The 16,388-nt window shown below is 70.1% G+C and carries 16 protein-coding genes; 8 read left to right on the plus strand and 8 right to left on the minus strand.

What is annotated here, in order from left to right:
* Positions 1 to 64: 64 nt before the first annotated feature.
* Positions 65 to 595 carry a sigma-70 family RNA polymerase sigma factor gene (locus ABZW60_RS02405; protein WP_355473202.1) on the plus strand — a complete coding sequence of 177 codons (531 nt, stop codon included), beginning with the start codon at positions 65 to 67 and terminating at the stop codon, positions 593 to 595.
* Positions 592 to 1,218, plus strand: coding sequence for a hypothetical protein (locus tag ABZW60_RS02410; protein WP_355473204.1), 627 nt, complete (start codon positions 592 to 594; stop codon positions 1,216 to 1,218). The genes ABZW60_RS02405 and ABZW60_RS02410 overlap by 4 nt, the downstream gene beginning before the upstream one ends.
* 19 nt (positions 1,219 to 1,237) lie before the next feature.
* Here ABZW60_RS02410 and ABZW60_RS02415 read toward each other — a convergent pair whose 3' ends face one another.
* Positions 1,238 to 1,720: a MarR family winged helix-turn-helix transcriptional regulator gene (locus tag ABZW60_RS02415; protein WP_355473206.1), complete on the minus strand. Its 483-nt coding sequence runs from the start codon at positions 1,718 to 1,720 to the stop codon at positions 1,238 to 1,240.
* Positions 1,721 to 1,815: 95 nt separating this feature from the next.
* Here ABZW60_RS02415 and ABZW60_RS02420 point away from each other — a divergent pair, with 95 nt between their 5' ends.
* Entirely contained in the window at positions 1,816 to 3,828 is a 2,013-nt protein-coding gene (locus ABZW60_RS02420) for an MMPL family transporter (RefSeq protein ID WP_355473208.1), read from the plus strand.
* A 7-nt stretch (positions 3,829 to 3,835) separates the two neighbouring features.
* Here the strand turns inward: ABZW60_RS02420 and ABZW60_RS02425 are convergent, their stop codons facing one another.
* The 4 genes from ABZW60_RS02425 to ABZW60_RS02440 all read right to left on the minus strand — a co-directional run bounded on the left by ABZW60_RS02425 (position 3,836) and on the right by ABZW60_RS02440 (position 7,355).
* On the minus strand, positions 3,836 to 4,825 hold the full coding sequence (locus tag ABZW60_RS02425) for a cobalamin-dependent protein (RefSeq protein ID WP_355473210.1): 990 nt from the start codon (positions 4,823 to 4,825) through the stop codon (positions 3,836 to 3,838).
* On the minus strand, positions 4,822 to 6,126 hold the full coding sequence (locus tag ABZW60_RS02430; protein WP_355473212.1) for a SpoIIE family protein phosphatase: 1,305 nt from the start codon (positions 6,124 to 6,126) through the stop codon (positions 4,822 to 4,824). The genes ABZW60_RS02425 and ABZW60_RS02430 overlap by 4 nt, the downstream gene beginning before the upstream one ends.
* The gene (locus ABZW60_RS02435) at positions 6,113 to 6,496 is read right to left on the minus strand and encodes an STAS domain-containing protein (protein ID WP_355473214.1); all 384 of its coding nucleotides are present in this window, start codon (positions 6,494 to 6,496) and stop codon (positions 6,113 to 6,115) included. Before ABZW60_RS02435 ends, ABZW60_RS02430 begins: the two co-directional genes overlap by 14 nt.
* A 217-nt stretch (positions 6,497 to 6,713) precedes the next feature.
* A complete protein-coding gene (locus ABZW60_RS02440) occupies positions 6,714 to 7,355 on the minus strand; it encodes an ANTAR domain-containing protein (protein ID WP_355473216.1) in 642 nt (213 codons plus the stop codon).
* Between the two features lie 179 nt (positions 7,356 to 7,534).
* Between ABZW60_RS02440 and ABZW60_RS02445 the strand changes: the two genes are divergently transcribed.
* Positions 7,535 to 8,221 carry a GAF and ANTAR domain-containing protein gene (locus ABZW60_RS02445; protein ID WP_355473217.1) on the plus strand — a complete coding sequence of 229 codons (687 nt, stop codon included), beginning with the start codon at positions 7,535 to 7,537 and terminating at the stop codon, positions 8,219 to 8,221.
* A gap of 12 nt (positions 8,222 to 8,233) precedes the next feature.
* On the opposite strand, the gene ABZW60_RS02450 is transcribed toward ABZW60_RS02445, so the two are convergent.
* Genes ABZW60_RS02450 through ABZW60_RS02460 form a run of 3 tightly spaced genes read right to left on the minus strand, consistent with a single transcriptional unit; the run spans position 8,234 to position 11,740 of the window.
* On the minus strand, positions 8,234 to 9,205 hold the full coding sequence (locus tag ABZW60_RS02450) for a family 43 glycosylhydrolase (RefSeq protein WP_355473219.1): 972 nt from the start codon (positions 9,203 to 9,205) through the stop codon (positions 8,234 to 8,236).
* Positions 9,206 to 9,254: 49 nt separating this feature from the next.
* Positions 9,255 to 10,685, minus strand: a complete 1,431-nt coding sequence (locus ABZW60_RS02455) for a GH32 C-terminal domain-containing protein (RefSeq protein ID WP_355473220.1) — start codon at positions 10,683 to 10,685, stop codon at positions 9,255 to 9,257.
* On the minus strand, positions 10,682 to 11,740 hold the full coding sequence (locus ABZW60_RS02460; protein ID WP_355473222.1) for a LacI family DNA-binding transcriptional regulator: 1,059 nt from the start codon (positions 11,738 to 11,740) through the stop codon (positions 10,682 to 10,684). Before ABZW60_RS02460 ends, ABZW60_RS02455 begins: the two co-directional genes overlap by 4 nt.
* 127 nt (positions 11,741 to 11,867) lie before the next feature.
* Between ABZW60_RS02460 and ABZW60_RS02465 the strand changes: the two genes are divergently transcribed.
* The 4 genes from ABZW60_RS02465 to ABZW60_RS02480 are packed head-to-tail and all read left to right on the plus strand — an operon-like array spanning position 11,868 to position 16,370.
* The gene (locus ABZW60_RS02465) at positions 11,868 to 13,271 is read left to right on the plus strand and encodes a sugar ABC transporter substrate-binding protein (RefSeq protein ID WP_355473224.1); all 1,404 of its coding nucleotides are present in this window, start codon (positions 11,868 to 11,870) and stop codon (positions 13,269 to 13,271) included.
* Positions 13,271 to 14,203, plus strand: coding sequence for a sugar ABC transporter permease (locus ABZW60_RS02470; protein ID WP_355473226.1), 933 nt, complete (start codon positions 13,271 to 13,273; stop codon positions 14,201 to 14,203). Before ABZW60_RS02465 ends, ABZW60_RS02470 begins: the two co-directional genes overlap by 1 nt.
* Positions 14,200 to 15,039 carry a carbohydrate ABC transporter permease gene (locus ABZW60_RS02475; protein ID WP_355473228.1) on the plus strand — a complete coding sequence of 280 codons (840 nt, stop codon included), beginning with the start codon at positions 14,200 to 14,202 and terminating at the stop codon, positions 15,037 to 15,039. The genes ABZW60_RS02470 and ABZW60_RS02475 overlap by 4 nt, the downstream gene beginning before the upstream one ends.
* The gene (locus ABZW60_RS02480) at positions 15,036 to 16,370 is read left to right on the plus strand and encodes a glycoside hydrolase family 32 protein (protein WP_355473230.1); all 1,335 of its coding nucleotides are present in this window, start codon (positions 15,036 to 15,038) and stop codon (positions 16,368 to 16,370) included. The genes ABZW60_RS02475 and ABZW60_RS02480 overlap by 4 nt, the downstream gene beginning before the upstream one ends.
* Positions 16,371 to 16,388: the final 18 nt, after the last annotated feature.

The following is a 16,388-nucleotide window of genomic DNA, read 5'->3' on the forward strand; positions in this document are numbered from 1 at the left end:
AAGAAGATTCGTTGCCGTGTCACCCGCTCCGCCGGCTCATCCGTCCGTAGAGGTGATGGGGGCTATGGATGCGGCTGCGGACCTGCCGGCCGTCGGCGTTCGAGGGGACACCGATGCGCTGGTCGTCACGCTGTTCCGGGCGGAGGCGGCGCGCCTCGTCCAGCTCGCGCGCTGGTTCGTCGACGACCGGACGGCGGCCGAGGATCTCGTCCAGGAGGCGTTCCTCCGGCTGGCCCGCAGTCAGCACCGGATCCACGACCAGGACCGCGCGGCGGCGTACCTGCGCTCGATCGTCATCAATCTCGCCAGGGACCACAACCGGCGCGGCCTGGTGTCCCTGCGGCACCGGCTGCCGGCCGATCCGGACGACCGGTCGGCCGAGGACCACGCGGCCGAGGACGAGAGCCGCCGCGAGGTGGTCGCCGCCCTGCGCGCGCTCCCGCGTCGGCAGCGCGACTGCGTGGTCCTGCGGTACTACCTCGAACTGTCCGTCGCCGACATCGCCGGCACTCTCGGCCTGTCGCCGAACTCGGTCAAGACCCACCTGCAACGCGGCCTGCGGTCGCTGAAGTCTGTTCTGGAGGTCCAGGGATGACACGACGCCCCGAAACTCCCGGCGAACCCTCCGAGGTCGAACGCCGGCTGTACGACGCACTGGACCCGGCGGCCACCCGCCCGCCGGCACCGGACCTGTTCGAGCGCGTGCTCGGCAGCATCGCCGACGACCGGATCCGCCGGCGCCGGATCGTCCGCACCGTCGCGACGCTGGTCCTGGCAATCTTGTTGCTCGCGGCAATCGTCGCGGTCTTCGCACCGCGGACCGGGTCCGGGCAGCTGCTGCTGGAGTGGTGGATCCTCGAACTGTTCACCGACGCACTGCTGATCGGCCTGGCCCTGTGGCTCGGCCCGTTCATCAAGCGCTTCGGCCGGGCGTACGCCGCCGACGTCTTCCACGACAACCCGCAGACCGGCAAGAGCTACATCGTCCTGACCGACATCGTGTACTACCTGATCTTCATCGCGTACATCCTGTTCACCGTCAGCTTCCAGCCCCGGGAGAACTGGTCGATCTTCGCCACCGCCGAACAGGCGGGCTTCGAGGCCCGCCGGATCGGCGGCATCCTGCTGATCATCGGCGTACTGCACGGGGTGAACATCGTCCTGATGCCGATCCTGGGACGGTTGTTCTCCCTCAACCGCAGGATCTCGCGCCGGTAGCCGCCCTCACAGCCGGACCTCAGTGCTTGGGCTGCTCGCTCAGCTCCGAGCGGTACGAGCGGAAGGCGTCGATGGACGCCGTCAGATAGCGCTTGACGACCTCGAGCTCGTCCGGAGTGAAGTCGCCGGTGGCCGCGCGGTGATGCGCCCCGAGCGGCGTGAAGAACCGGCCGGCGAGTTCGCGGCCCGGCTCGCCGTACCGCAGGATCACCCGGCGGCGGTCCGCCGGATCACGTTCGCGGCGGACGTGACCGGCGCGTTCGAGCCGGTCGAGCAGCGTCGTCACGGACCCGGTCGTCAACCCCAGCTCTGCGGCCAGTTGCCCCGCCGTCAGCGGCCGGCCGCGCTCGCCGGCCACGAGGATGCGCACCAGTGCCTCGACATCGGTCCCGTGGATGCCGTGCCGCTGGGCGAAGACGTGCGCGATCCGCTGCCCCTCGGCGACCAGCATCTGCACCAGGCCGACCAGGTCGTCCTGCGGGGACCGGGACTTGCGCTCCACCACCTCCACCTCCTAATGTCTTGAAAATCAAGATACTTGATCATCGAGTTTTCATCGCCCCGTTGGGAGTCACTGTGCCAGGTCCGGCCCGGTTGGTGCGCAGTCGGCGCACGGCCGCCCTCGTGGTCCTCGTCGCCGTCCTGCTGGCGGCCGCGGCGTTGCTGCTGCCAAGCCCGGGAGAGGCCGGGCCGAGATCCGCGACCGGCCTGTCGACCGCGGCCGAGTCGGCGCAGGTCGAGCAGCTGCGCGCGCAACTCCCGCGGGCCGACGCGTCGGCCGCCCTGATCGTGTTCAGCCGGTCCGACGGCGGCTCGCTGACCGCCGCCGATCGGTCGGCGGCGCAGGCCAAGGCCGGCTCGGTGGGTGTGCGCGCGCCGCTGCAGGTCCCGGAGAACGGGCGCGTCGCGCTCGCCGTGCTCCCCCTGTCGGAGCGCGACGACGCCGCGATCGCCACCGCGGTCGACCAACTACGCGAGAAACTGCGCGATCTGCCGTCCGGCCTGGAGACCGCCGTCACCGGCCCCGCCGCCTTCACCACCGACCTCACCAAAGTCTTCGACGGCGCCGACACCAAGCTGATCCTCGTCACCGCCGCGGTGGTCGCGCTGCTGCTCCTGCTGACCTATCGCAGCCCCGGCCTGGTGCTGCTGCCCCTGATCGTCGTCGGGCTCACCGAGCAGGTCACGACCAGCCTGTCCGACCAGGTCCTGTCCCGCCTCGGGATTCCCGGCGGCGGGCAGGTCACCGGGATCGTCAGCGTCCTGGTCTTCGGCGCCGCCACCGACTACGCGCTGCTCCTGATCGCGCGCTATCGCGAGATCCTGCGGCACGAGGAGCGACCCGGCTTCGCGATGGCCCTCGCCGTCCGCCGGGTCGCCGAACCGATCCTGGCCAGCGGCGGGACCGTCATCGCCGCGCTCGGCCTGCTGCTGCTCGCCAGCACCGAGACGCTGGTCGGCATCGCGATCGGATGCATCATCGGTATCGCCCTGGCGATGGTCGCCGGGCTCGTCGTCCTGCCGGCGGTCCTGGTGCTGTTCGGGCGGAGGGTGTTCTGGCCGTTCGTCCCGCGGGTGGGTGACACCGCGACCGAGGGCAAACTGTGGGGCCGCCTCGGGGCGGGCGTCGCGCGCCGGCCGGCGGTGGTGCTCGTGCTCTCCACACTGGTGCTCGCCGGGCTCGCGCTCGGCACGTTCGGCGTCCGCACCGGCCTCGCACAGAACGAGCAGTTCCGGGTCGAGCCCGAGGCGGTTCGCGGCGCCAAGATCCTGGCCGAGGCGTTCCCGGCCGGCTCCACGGAGCCGCTGACCGTGATCGGTCCGGCCCAGCAGGCGTCCGCCATCACGACGTCGATCAAGGCCGCGCCCGGTGTCGCCGAGGTCCGGCCGGCCGCCCGCAACGACCAACTGGCTTCGTACGACGTGGTGCTGACCGCCGAGCCGGGCAGCTCCGAGTCCTTCGACGTGGTCCGGGACCTCCGGCAGCGGCTCGATCAGGTCGGAGCCGATGTCCTGGTCGGCGGCGGCGCGGCGGAGACGCTCGACTCGAACGAGGCCGACCAGCGCGACCGGCTGCTGATCATGCCGTTGATCCTGCTGCTGGTGGGAGTGGTGCTGGTCGCCGTCCTGCGCTCGGTGCTGGCGCCCGTGTTGTTGCTGCTGACCGTCATCGCCTCGTTCTTCGCGAGCTTCGGGGCCAGCTGGCTGTTGTTCGACCAGCTGCTGGGATTCCCGGCCCTCGACGGACAAGTCATCCTGCTGTCGTTCCTGTTCCTGGTGGCGCTCGGCGTCGACTACAACATCTTCCTCACCACGCGGGCCCGCGAGGAGGCGCGGACGACGAGCACCCGGGAAGGCATGCTGACCGGGCTCCGGGTGACCGGCGGCGTCATCACCAGCGCCGGGCTGCTGCTGGCGTCCGTCTTCGCGGTGCTCGGCGTGCTTCCGCTGATCACGCTGACCCAGGTCGGGGTGATCGTCTGCGTCGGCGTTCTCCTCGACACCCTGCTGGTCCGCACCGTCGTCGTCCCGGCGCTGGCCTTCCTGCTCGGCGACCGGTTCTGGTGGCCGAGCAGGTCCCAGCGAAAGGTGCCTACGGCAACATCATGAGCGGCACTCAGGTCCAGGACGTGGCGAACAGGAAGCTCGCCAGCGGATAGTCGCGCAGCGCCCGGGTCACCTCGTCCCGGAGGCGGGCCACCAACGCGGGTGGCAGCCGGCGGAACTCGAGCAGCGCCGTGATCCAGCTCGCGGTCTGAGCGACCGGACGCGGGTCGGTGGTCAGCAGCGCCGCCCAGACCGCGTGCAGCAACTGCTCGACCGAGTCCTTGACCAGGTCGGGATCCAGATCGCACTCCTCGCCCGGCCATCTGGACATCAGGCCGGCGACGAGGGCCGAGTGCTCCAGCTCGAGCGCGGCCTGCTCGGCCGCCGCGGCCGCGGGCAGCGGATCCGCCCTGGGCACCACGGCCGGCAGGGTCCGCATGACCTCGATCGCGTGGGTCGCGTCGGCGGCCCAGGCGGTCGCGCCGAGGCTGCGGGCCCGCAGGTCGTCGGTCCCGAAGGCAGGCCCGCCGACCAGCACCGGGATGCCCGCGGCTCTCGACGCCTCGATGAATCGTCGCGTCGTCGGCAGCGAGCCGAGGACCGAGCAGCTGACCGCCACCGCGTCCGGGCCGAGATCCTGCAGGTACTGGCTCAGCCGCAGCGCCGGTGTCGACGCGCCGAGCAGCGTCGTCTCCCAGCCGTCGGAACGCAGCGCGCAGTCGATCATCATCGCCGCGAGCGCATGCCATTCACGCTCGGCGCACGCCACCACGACCCGCCCCCGGACGACCGGCGTACGGCGTACTGCCCGGGCGATGGTCTCGGTCGCGGACATGGCCACCGCGGTCGCGGCATGCTCGTCCGCCACCGACCACTCGCCGCGTTGCCACTTGTCGCCGACCACGCGCTGGGCCGGACCGACGACATGCGTCAGCAGCGCGACCGGGTCCGCGCCGGCGAGCAGTGCCGTGTCCACGACGTCGAGCGCAGCGGTGACGTCCACCCTCGCCACCGCGTCCTGGAACGCCGTCAGGGTCGCTCCGAAATCGGTCGCGCTCATCCGGTCGTCCGCGCGCAGCCGACGGATACCACGGCGATGTCGTCATGACTACGGCCGTCGAGGTGCTCGACCACGTCCTGTTCGACCGCCGCGCACACCACGTCCGGTGCGGCGCCGGCGAGCCGGCCCAGCAACTCGACCAACCGCTCGTCGCCGTAGAACCCGGACGCGCCGCGGGCCTCCTCGACGCCGTCGGTGTACAGCACCAGCTGATCGGCGGGCCCCAGCCGGACCGTGGTCGCGTCGTACTGCGCATCGCCGACAACACCGAGCACGGCACCTTCGGCCTCGACGGCCTCGACCTGGCCATCGGCGCGGACGAGCAGTGGCGGGGCGTGACCGGCGGACGCGACCTCCACGACCAGGTCACCGGCCTCTTCGGCGCGGACACGCAGGCAGAGCAGCGTGATGAAGCGCTCCGAGGTGTCGTTGTGGAAGACCGAGCTCAGGGCGGACAGCAGAGCGCCCGGTTCGCGCTCGAAATGCGCCGCGGTCCGCAGGCTCTGCCGGGCCCTGCCGGTCAGGACGGCAGCGTTCACACCCTTGCCGCAGACGTCGCCCAGGGCGATCAGCCAGTCCTCGCCCGCACGGAAGACGTCGTAGAAGTCACCGCCGATGTCCAGCTGCTCGGCCGCCGGCCGGTAGCGCGCCGCGAGCACCGCACCAGGCACGTCCGGCAGCGGGGGCGGTACCAGGCTGTCGTGCAACGCCGACGCGATCTCGCCGCGCTGCTCGTACAGGCGGGCCGAGTCCAGCGCCAGCGAGGCCCGGGCGGCGATCCGCTCGGCCTGCTCGATGTCGTCCGGACCGAACCCACGCCCCTGCCCGCGCACCATGATCAGCGCGCCCAGTGTCGCGCCGCGGGCGGTCAGGCCGATGGCGAGGACGTCGGCGGGCCGCAAAGACGCTGCTTCCTGACGCAGCGCCGAGTGCGGGATCAGCGCGGACAGACCGTCCTCGACCCCGGCGGCGACATGCAGGAGCTCCCGCAGACCGGTCGTCAGCACCCGCCCGAGGGCCGTGCCGGCCACTCTGCGCCGGGACACGGTCAGCTCGGCCGTGACGTCGCTGCCGCCGAACAACTGGAGACCGGCGCCCTGCGGACCGGCAAGTGCGACCACCGCCCAGTCGGCGACCTCCGGGCGCACCCCGTCGAGCAGTTGCAGGACGGAGCGCCGCAGGTTGAGCGAGCCGGCCATCGCCAGCGCGATGTCCTCGGCGAGCTCGGGACGGACCCCGGTCGTCGCCGGCACGTCGAGGCCGGCGTACCCGGCGCCGGTCGTGTCCTCAGCCTTGATCATCGGTCACCGTGCCGGCGGCCGTGGCGACCGCTTCGACCGCCTGGTCGAGCGTCTCGTGGACGGCGAACACCTTGTGCAGCTTGGTGACCTTGAAGATCTTGTGCACCCGCGGACTCGGCGCCGCCAGGACCAGGGCCCCGCCGCGCGCCACCGCCTCCTTGTGCGCACCGACCAGGACACCGAGTCCGCTCGAGTCCATGAACTCGACCCCGCTCAGATCCAGCACGACCGGGCGTGGTCCGAGCCGTGCTTTCAGGTTCGCGGTGAGCACCGGCGCGCTCTCCAGGTCGAGGTCACCCACGACCCGGACCAGCAGGTACGGCCCGGCATCGGTGGTGCGGAGGACCAGTTCGGCACCTTCATCGAGCATGAGGGCAGCAGCTTTCTGCCGGACACCTGATCAGTCGACGACGCAGGCAACCCGACGGCTCAGCGCGCACGAAGGCGCGGGCCAGTACTCGGCTGCTGGCTAAACCGATCGACCTCGCCTACAACTATCACCGCCACACCCCACGGGCAACCTGACACACCCTCATCCCCCGCGATCGCGACTGTCCGCTCACGGCCGCGCACAGAGAGCCGAACGGTCAGCGGGAGACCGGCAGGTCGCGGTCCTCGATGACCCGGCGAGCGATCTCGGGCAGCGTCACGTTGTACTCCAGCGAGATCCCGCTCAGCACCTCGTACGCCTCGCGGCTGTCGATGCCGTAGCGCTCCATCAGCATGCCGAGGCTCGAGCTGACCACCCGGTGCGCCTCGATCGACGCGTGCAAGCGGTGCTGGTACCACAGCGATTCCATCGCGACCGCGACGTGGGTCGAGAACGGCCCGACGTACGTCAGGTCCGGGGCCGCCCCGGGCCAGTACAGCGACAGCATTCCGAAGGCCCGCCCGCGGCCCGGGATCAACGGCACGTGCGTCACGCGCCGCTCACCGCCCTGTCCGCCGGCGGAGAGCGGCTCGCCCGCCTCGAGCGACCGGCGCAAGGCGCTGGTGGGCACCGACGCCTCGTCGCGGACGAGGTCCGCGGCGGGACCGGCGACGTCGAGCAGGGCCGCGTCCCGGCCGAGCGCGGCGACTCCGACCAGCGGGCAGGCGAAGAATGCCGCCGCGAGCTCGGCCGTCACTGTCAGTAGGTCGGTCGTGTCCATGGCGGACTGGAGTCGCAGCGCCGCGTCGGCGAGTTCTGCCGCCTTGCGGCGCACGCTCTGCTCGTCGTCTGTTCGCAACGGGATTCCCATCGGCAACGTGGACCGGCCGGCGCCGGGTCCTCTCCTGGATCGTCGGGATCATAGGCGATCCGCCGCGGCCGGTCTGCCGGTCGGGGCAGGGTGGGCACGATGGACCGCAGGACGCACAATGAATCCACCGGTCGGCGCCGCCGACCACACGAGTCGAGGGTACTGCGATGGAACTACCGGAGTTGGCCGACCTGATGTCGACGGTCGCCGACACACTGCGAACGCCGGTCACGGCCGATGATTCGCTCGAGCTGATCACCTCCAGCGTGGCCGCGACGATCCCCGGGATCACGGGTGCCAGCATCTCGGTGACCAGCACCGACGGCACGATCGAGACGCTCGCGCCGACCAACCCGGTCGCGGCCGAGGCCGACCAGTTGCAGTACGACCTGGGCGAGGGACCCTGCCTCGACGCGGCGCTGACCGAGCCGGTCGTGCAGGTCGACAACCTGGGCGCGGACGACCGGTGGCCGCAGTACGGTCCGAAGGCCGCCGCGCTCGGGATGCACTCGCAGCTCTCGTTCCAGTTCCGGGCCGCCCCGCGCGTCCGCGGCGCGCTCAACCTGTACGCCGACAAGCCGCAGGCCTTCGACGCCGACGCCCACTACGTCGCGGGCATGTACGCCGACTGGGCCGCCGTCCTGCTGGGCTGGAGCCGGCAGGAGTCGACGATGACCGAGGCGCTCGAGAGCCGGACCACGATCGGCACCGCCATCGGGATCCTGATGGAGCGCTACCAGTTGGACGCGAACCGGGCCTTCACGTTCATGGTCCGGACGTCGCAGACCGGCAACATCAAACTCCGCGACGTCGCGGCCGGGGTGGTCGCGGACACCGCCAGGAAGGCCCGCTGATCTGCGCAAACCCTAGGCGAGGTAGGGGTTTCCGGCGCTGTTCCACTTCACGACACCGGTGTACGCCTGCCGCTTGTTCGAGTCCTTGACCCCGTTGTGGTTCGCGTCGACGTAGGCGTGGAACGCGATCCGGGTGGTCGCGCCGACGGTCAGCACGGTCGCCCCGCCGGGCCCGCAGAGTCGCGTCGACCTGGTCGTCATCAAGGTCTTGACGCGGGTGAAACGTCCACCCCAGAAGGAGTTCGCGGACCACACGTCGGTGTTGTACGAGCAGTTCACGTAGTCTCCGCGTGAGGCGAACAACCACACCTTGCCGCCGTGCGCGATCACCGACGGGCCCTCGATCTTGGTCGAGCTGACGATCTTGGCGATGCTCTTGCCGACGACGCGCGTGCCGGTTCGGCTGTCCATCTGCACCGCGCGGATCTGGAATCCGGACGCGTTGCGGTAGTCGCTCTTGTAGATCAGGTACCGCTTGCCGTCCTTGGCGCGGTACGCCGCCGGGTCGATCGCCTCGTACCCGCGCGAGACCCACGGCGAGCAGACGACCGGCTTCGCACCCGGCGTGTAGTTGCCGGCCGGCCGACGTGAGGTCGCGACGCCGATGCAGTGCACGTGCCGCGACGCGGACTCGCCGGTGAAGTACATGACGTACAAGGCGCCCCGGCTGTCCGAGCTCTGGAAGACCTCCGGCGCCCACAGCAGCGGCTTGCTGTGGTCGACCCAGGCCGGGATCGACGCCATCGACTTGTGCACCGCGGACCAGCCGCCGCTCGTCGTCCAGCGCGCGCCGTACCCGGCGCCGGTCCGGAACAGGTAGTACTTCGAGCCGAGATGGGCGAATCCGGGATCGGCGAACTCCTCGGTCCCGACCCTGCGCACGCTGCTCGGCCCGGCGGCCTCGGCGACACTCGCTTGGGTGACGAGTCCGAGAGTCGCGCAGAGACTCGCGACGATTCCCAGGACCAATGGCGTACGGCGCATACGAACTCCCGTGGGCGTCGGGTTGTCGAGGTGCTGCAATGTACCTCGGCTACCGGGCCACCTTCAGCGACACCAGGTCGAACGCCCCGTCCGTGACGAACAGCCCAAGATGCCCCGCACCCACGTCGTACCGACGGAAGCTCAGCGCGACCCGGTCGTCGACAACGACCTGGCCGGTCGTCCCGTCGAGCAGCACCTGCACGGTATGCCGGCCAGGCGGCAACGGGCAGGCTCGCTCGAGTTCCACCACGTACGGCACGTCGCCGCGGACCTGCCACTGTGCGGGGCCGGTGCGACCACGGGGCCAGTGGTCCAGGACCAGACGGTTCGCCTGTGGCTCCAGCCGGACGATGGTCGCGTCCTCGCCGTCAGGCCCGGCGTGCACCAGCAAGCCGAACGACTGCGTGCCGGGATCGACATCGGCGGTCAGCGTGATCAGGCACTGCTCGGGAACGGGATCACCGATCCACGCGGCGTACCGGTCGAGCGCGCCCTGCCCCGGTTCGGTGTCCGCACCGTCGAGCGGGGACACCTTGACGTCCTGCTCGTCGGCGTACGCCGCGACCACCTCGCGCGGGAACCCGAAAGCCAGCGTCCCGTCGTCCTCCTGGTGCGCCTCGAGGACGGCCAGGTCCCCGGCCCACTGCCACGGGCTGGTGTCGGAATCGCCTTGTTTCGTGGGGATCCAGCCGACGAAGAACCGGCGTCCGTCGTACTCGACCGACTTGGCCGCGTAGAACGCCCGTCCGTCGACGGTGTCGCGACCGGGCGCGCGCCACGGACCGTCCGGGCCGCGCGCGATCCGGTAGCGCGTCTGGAACGCGTCGGTGAACTCGGAGTACACCAGGTACCACCAGTCGCCCCACCGGAACACGTCCGGGCACTCCTGGGTAACGAACCGATGCGGCTCCCACAACGGCTCCGCGAGCTCCCACTGGTCCAGATCCGTCGACGTGAGCCGGGCGACCACGCCGCAGCGGCGATCGGGCGCATCGGCGTACCGCGCGGCGAGCACCAACTGCCACGGCTGATCCGGAGCGACCCGGTAGACGAACGGATCGCGCCAGTCCTGCGGCACGAAGCCTTCAGGCGCGCCGAAGGACAACGCGGGCTGCTTGGTCCACTGCGTCGGATCGCCGTCGCTGACCGCGTGACACACCACCTGGAACGAGCCGTCCGCGTCGCCGCGCCGCGGGTTGTGACCGGTGTAGAACAGATGCAGCCGGGACCCGTCCGCGACCACACTGCCTGTGTAGCAGTCGAAGTCCTCGTCGTCGCGGCCACCCGTCGGCAGGACGACGCCGTGGTCGGTGTACTCCACGAAATCTGTTGTCGACAGCAACGCCCACGGCATCCCGCCCGACCCTGCGGCCGGATCGTCAGGACGTCTGTCCAGCAGGTAGAACAGCCAGACCCGACCGTCGTGGCTGAACGGGATCACATCACCGACGAAGCCCGACGACGGGCGCCGATGGATCATGGCCGGGTCCCCCGCCGACGTCGCCGCGGCGGATCGCCGACCGAGTCGCGCTCGATCAGCTCACAGTCGACGATGATCCGCTCAGGCGCGTCGTCCGGCGCGGACAGCACCAGCTCACCGGCCCGGCGGCCCAGCATCAGGTGCGGCAGCGCGGCGGTGGTCAGCCCCGGGCGGACCTGGTCGGCGACGTCGGGCTGGTCGTCGAAGCCGACGATGCTGACGTCGCGCGGGCACTCCAGGCCCAGGGCATGCAGAGCGAGCAGAGCGCCGATCGCCATCCGGTCGTTGCCGCACACCAGCGCGGTCGGCCCGTGCTCGGACACCACGTCGGTCGCCAGGTCGTACCCGGAGCCGATCTGGTAGTTGCCGTACCGGTGGACGAGATCCGCCGGACGCAGACCGGCCGCCCGTGCGGCGTCGTCGAAGCCGCGCCGGCGTTCCTTGCAGGCGTAGTCGTTGCGCATACCGCCGAGGAACGCGACTTCGCGGTGCCCACGGTCGAACACCGACGCGGCCGCGGCCCGGCCACCGGCGTACTCGTCGGCGAGCAGGACCGTGTCGGCGTGCCCCTCCTCCGGCCAGCAGTTGACGAAGATCGTGCGGATCCCGTCGAGGCGCGGACTGCGGTGCAACGGTTTCGGCGCGAGCGACGCGTACACGATCGCGGCCACGCCCTGCCCGACCAGGCTCGCCACGGCGTCGTCGCCCTGGCCCGGATCGTCGGTCGTGTCGACGACCATGCACACGTACCCGGCCGGCTGGACGACCTGTTGCAGGCCGAGCACGATCAGACCGGCGTACGGCTGGGAGACGATGCCGCTCGTCACGACGCCGACGGTGAACGACTTGTTCGACCGGAGCAGCTGCGCGGCCCGGTTCGGGACGAACTCCAGCTCGGCCGCGGCCTCGAGCACGCGCCGCCGCGTCTCCTCGGCCACCGCGACGTCCCGACGGTCGTTCAGCACGAACGAGACGGTCGGCTGGGACACCCCCGCGCGGCGCGCGACATCGGTCATCGTGACGCGCTTCGGCCCGGCTGCCGCCTTCTTCGCCATCGGTCCCCCTCCACGGTGAGCACTGCCGCCAACAACTATCACAGATGGTGCCAATACGTATTGACCCCACTCTAAGCCGCTGCTACGGTCCCGGGTCAATACGTATTGGGCGCAAGGAGGACATCCCATGACCGGTATTCATCCGCCTGCCGGCACGCTCGGTCGCCGGACCCTGCTGAAGGCCGGAGCCGGTGGTCTCGGCCTGGCCGCGCTGGCCGATCTGGCCGCCTGCGGCAAGGACAGCGGCGGCTCGTCGAAGTCGCTGAAGATGCTGTACTTCGGTGAGCAGGCCGCGGCCACCCAGCTGCAGAACCGGCTGCAGCCGCAGATCGCGAAACTCGACGCGAGCATCAGGTTCGAGATCTCCGCGATCAACGGCACCGACTGGAACGACTTCCTGGCGAAGGTGCTGACCCAGATCGCCGCCGGCACGCCGCCCGACATCATCAGCGTCGCCACCGAGGGCCTGCAGCTGATGGCGTCGAAGGAACTCGCGATCCCGCTCGACGACTACGTCACCAAGGACCTCGACGCGCTGAAGGAGTACTTCGCCGACATCCACCCGGCGCTGGTCGAGTCGATGATGTACCAGGGCCACCTGTGGGAGCTCCCGGACAGCTTCAACGCCGGGAACATGTTCTACAGCACCGGCCTCTTCCAGCGCGCCGGCGTCGTACCGCCGAGCGAGGACTGGACCCTCGACGACTTCGAGGCGGCGGCGACCAGGATCGCCAAGTTCCAGGGCATCAACGCCTTCGGCTGGGTGGTCCGGCTGTGGGGCAGCTGGACGTCGTTCATGTACGCCAACAACGCCAACCTGCTCGAGGAGGGCAAGTACGACGGCGGCGACTGGCTGTGGAACAAGGCGTACGCCGGTGACGCGGCCGCCGCGGGCCGCAAGGGCGGCTGGAAGTGGGGCGCGCCGACCGCGAACTCCGACGCCACGGTCGAGGCGCTGAACTACATGATCGAGCTGACCAGGAAGGGCCTGTCCCCGTCACCCGACGTCGGCGGCGGCGGCACGCTGCAGGGCCTGTTCGCATCGAACCGGATCGGGATGTCGATCGGCGGCGGCTTCTGGGCCGGCGGCCTGACCAACGCCGGCATGAAGAACGGCAGCTTCGACGTCACGATGTTCCCGAAGTGGAAGAGCCAGCGGCACCTGTTCGGCGCCGGCGGGTACGCGATCTTCAAGTCCTCGAAGAAGAAGGACCTGGCCTGGGAGGTCCTGAAGCTGCTCGTCAAGCCGGAGACGTTCGACGTGGTGTTCCCGGGCAACGTGACCACGCCTGGCCGCAAGTCCCTGGTGACGGCCGCACGGTACGCGAAGACCGGTCCGAAGCACTGGTCGGTCTTCTACGACACGCTGACCAAGCACCCCGACACCGCCCCGATCCCGGCCCCGCCGTACTACAACGCTCTGGCGACCGCGCTCAACCAGCGCACCACCGAAGCGATCTCGTCCGGTAACGCGAAGGCAGCCCTGGACGGGTTGCAGTCCGACCTCGAGAAGGCCGCGGGGGCCGGCTGATGACCGCTGTCACCGCGGAGGTACGGCGGACGGCCGTGAAGCGCCGCAGCCATCCGGCGTCGCACGGCGAGACGCGGTTCGGCTTCGCGATGATCGGTTTGTCGGTGCTGTTCGTCGCGGTCTTCACCGCGATCCCGATCGTCGCCTCGCTCGGGTTGTCGTTCTTCTCCTGGGACGTCATCTCGTCGCCGGAGTACGTCGGGCTGGAGAACTACCGGCGGCTGTTCACCGACGGGCCGGTGCTCAAGTCCTTCGGTGTGACGCTCGGGATGGCGCTCGCGATCGTCGTCCTGCAGCTGACCCTCGGCCTCGGGCTCGCGGTGCTGGTCAACCAGCGGCGGCTGATCTGGGCCCGGACGGTGTTCCGGACCGCGTTCTACCTCCCGCTGCTCGCGTCGACGGCGGCCGTGTCGATCTTCATGGGCTACCTGTTCGACTACAAGTTCGGCGTCGTGAACTACTACCTCGGCCTGCTCGGCATCCCGAACGTGCCGTGGCTGACCAGTGGTTTCGCGGCCGCGACCACGATCGTGCTGATCGCGGTCTGGCAGCAGGTCGGGTTCACGTTCGTGCTGTTCGTCGCGGCGCTGATGTCGGTGCCGACCGACGTCCTGGAGGCGTCCCAGATCGACGGCGCCGGACCGCTGCGGACGCTGCTGCGGATCAAGATCCCGTTGATCAGCCCGACCATCCTGTTCGCCGCGGTCGTTGCCCTGATCAACGCGATGCAGCTGTTCGACCAGCCGTACATCATGACCAAGGGCGGGCCGGGATCGGCGACCACGACGGTCACGATCGCGATGTACCAGAAGGGCTTCCAGAACCTGCAGTTCGGGTACGGCTCCGCGATCGCGATCGTGCTGCTGGCGGCGATCCTGGTCATCACCGGGCTGCAGTTCCTCGCGGCACGAAAGCTGGTGTTCTACCAATGACACGATCCACCGGAGCCCTCGCGCGGATCGGCCGGATCACCGGCGTCGTGATCCTGGTGATCGCCGCGATGGTGGCCCTCGGCCCGTTGTTGTGGACGGTCACCACGTCGCTGCGGACGCCGGCCGAGGCGTTCAGCAACCCGCCGCAGTGGATCCCGCTGCACCCGGACTTCTCCAACTACAGCGCGGTCTTCGACCGGATCCCGATCGGCCGGTTCTTCGTCAACAGCGTGGTCGTCACCGGGCTGATCGTGATCGGCCAGACCATCACCTGCACGTTGTCCGGCTACGCGTTCGCGATGGTCAGCTTCCCGGGGCGCTCGGTGATCTTCGGGATCTTCCTGGCCACCATGATGGTGCCGCTGCAGACGATCATCATCCCGGTGTTCGTCATCGTCCGGTACCTCGGACTGTCCGACAGCCCGTTGTCCCTGGTGGTTTCCGCGCTCGGCAGCGCGTTCGGCACCTTCCTGATGCGGCAGTACTTCCTGCAGATGCCGAAGGAGCTGGGCGAGGCGGCCAGGATCGACGGCGCCGGGCACTTCCAGACCTTCCTGATGATCTACGCCAAGATGGCCGGCCCGGCGATCGCCACCCTGGCGATCCTGAACTTCTCCGGCTTCTGGGCGGAGTTCTACCGGCCGCTGATCTTCCTGCAGTCGCAGGACAGCTTCACGCTGCCGCTCGGTCTGGTCGGTCTGCAGGGAAATCTCGGCACCGGTTCGATCTCGGTCGTGCTGGCCGGCGTCGTACTGGCGATCCTGCCGAGCGTGGTGCTGTTCGTCATCGCCCAGAGGTACTTCATCGCAGGAATCACGGCAGGAGCGTCACGGTGACCCAGACCCAGTCCGCCCATCGATCGACCGGCACGGTCGCGCACCTGCGGCCCGCGTTCCACGTGCGACCGCCGCGAGGCCATCTCAACGACCCGAACGGGCCGATCGAGGTGGGCCAGGACGTCCACCTGTACTTCCAGTCGCGGCCTGTGCTCGACATGCACGTCCCGGTCGAGTGGGGCCATGCGACGTCGTCCGACTACGTCCGCTGGACGGTGCACCGGCCGGCGATGGCACCCCACCCGGGCGGGCCGGACACCGACGGCTGCTGGTCCGGCAACACGGTGCTCGACGACGGCCGGATCCGCGCGTTCTACTCGGGCCGGATCGAGGAACGCCCGTACCAGTCGGTCCTCACCGCCGTGTCCGTCGACGGCGGCGCGTCGTTCGGGCCGCCGCACCAGGTGGTGCCCGACCCGTCCGACGGCCCGATCATGTTCCGCGACCCGTTCGTCTGGCGGGAGGACGGGACGTGGTGGATGGCGGTCGGCGCCGGGTACGCCGGCCGCGGTGCGAGCATCGCGTCGTACCGGTCGGACGATCTGGAGCACTGGACGTACGCCGGACCGCTCGCCGAACTGCCCCGCGGCGTCGCGGACGGCGAGGACACCGGCGCCGCGTGGGAATGCCCGCAGGTGCTGACGATCGACGGCCGCCGGATCGCGGTGGTCTCGTCGTGGTCGCCCGAGGGAGGTCCTGGCGAGGTGCTGTCGTTCGACGCCGACGCACCAGTGGCTCCGCGGCGGGTCGATCACGGCACGAACTTCTACGCGGCGTCCGCCCTGCGCGACAGCCGGTTCGGCCCGTTGCTGTTCGGCTGGCTGACGGAGGGGCGCGACCGTCCCGGATGGAACGACGACTGGGCCGGGGTGATCTCGTTGCCCCGGGTCGTTTGGCTGGGGGCCGACGCGTCACTGCGGAGCGCCCCGGTTCCGACACTCGACTCGCTCCGGGTCGGGGACGGCTCGCCTGCCGACGGGGCGTCGACGGGTGCGCAGTGCGAGATCGTCGTACCGGAAGGCCCCGGGCAGGTCGTGATCCATTTCAGCGACCAGGAACGGCTCGTGATCGAGCTCGACGCGCACGCGCTGACGATCGACCGCAGCGAAGCGAGCCTCGACCGGCACGCCCACGGCGGGCGGATGCGGGTGACGGACGCCTTCGATCCGGCGTCGGACCGGCCGGCGGCGCGGATCGTCCTCGACGGTTCGGTCCTCGAGGTCTTCACCAGCGCGGGCAGGGTTCTCAGCACCCGCGTGTACCCGACCGCCCCGCCCACGTGGCGTGTCGAAGCCCCGCCGACGGCCCGGCTCTGGACGCTCAGCTGCTGAAAACGACTGATGCCGCGC

The sequence above is a fragment of the Kribbella sp. NPDC003557 genome (assembly GCF_040610805.1).
GTDB lineage: Bacteria > Actinomycetota > Actinomycetes > Propionibacteriales > Kribbellaceae > Kribbella.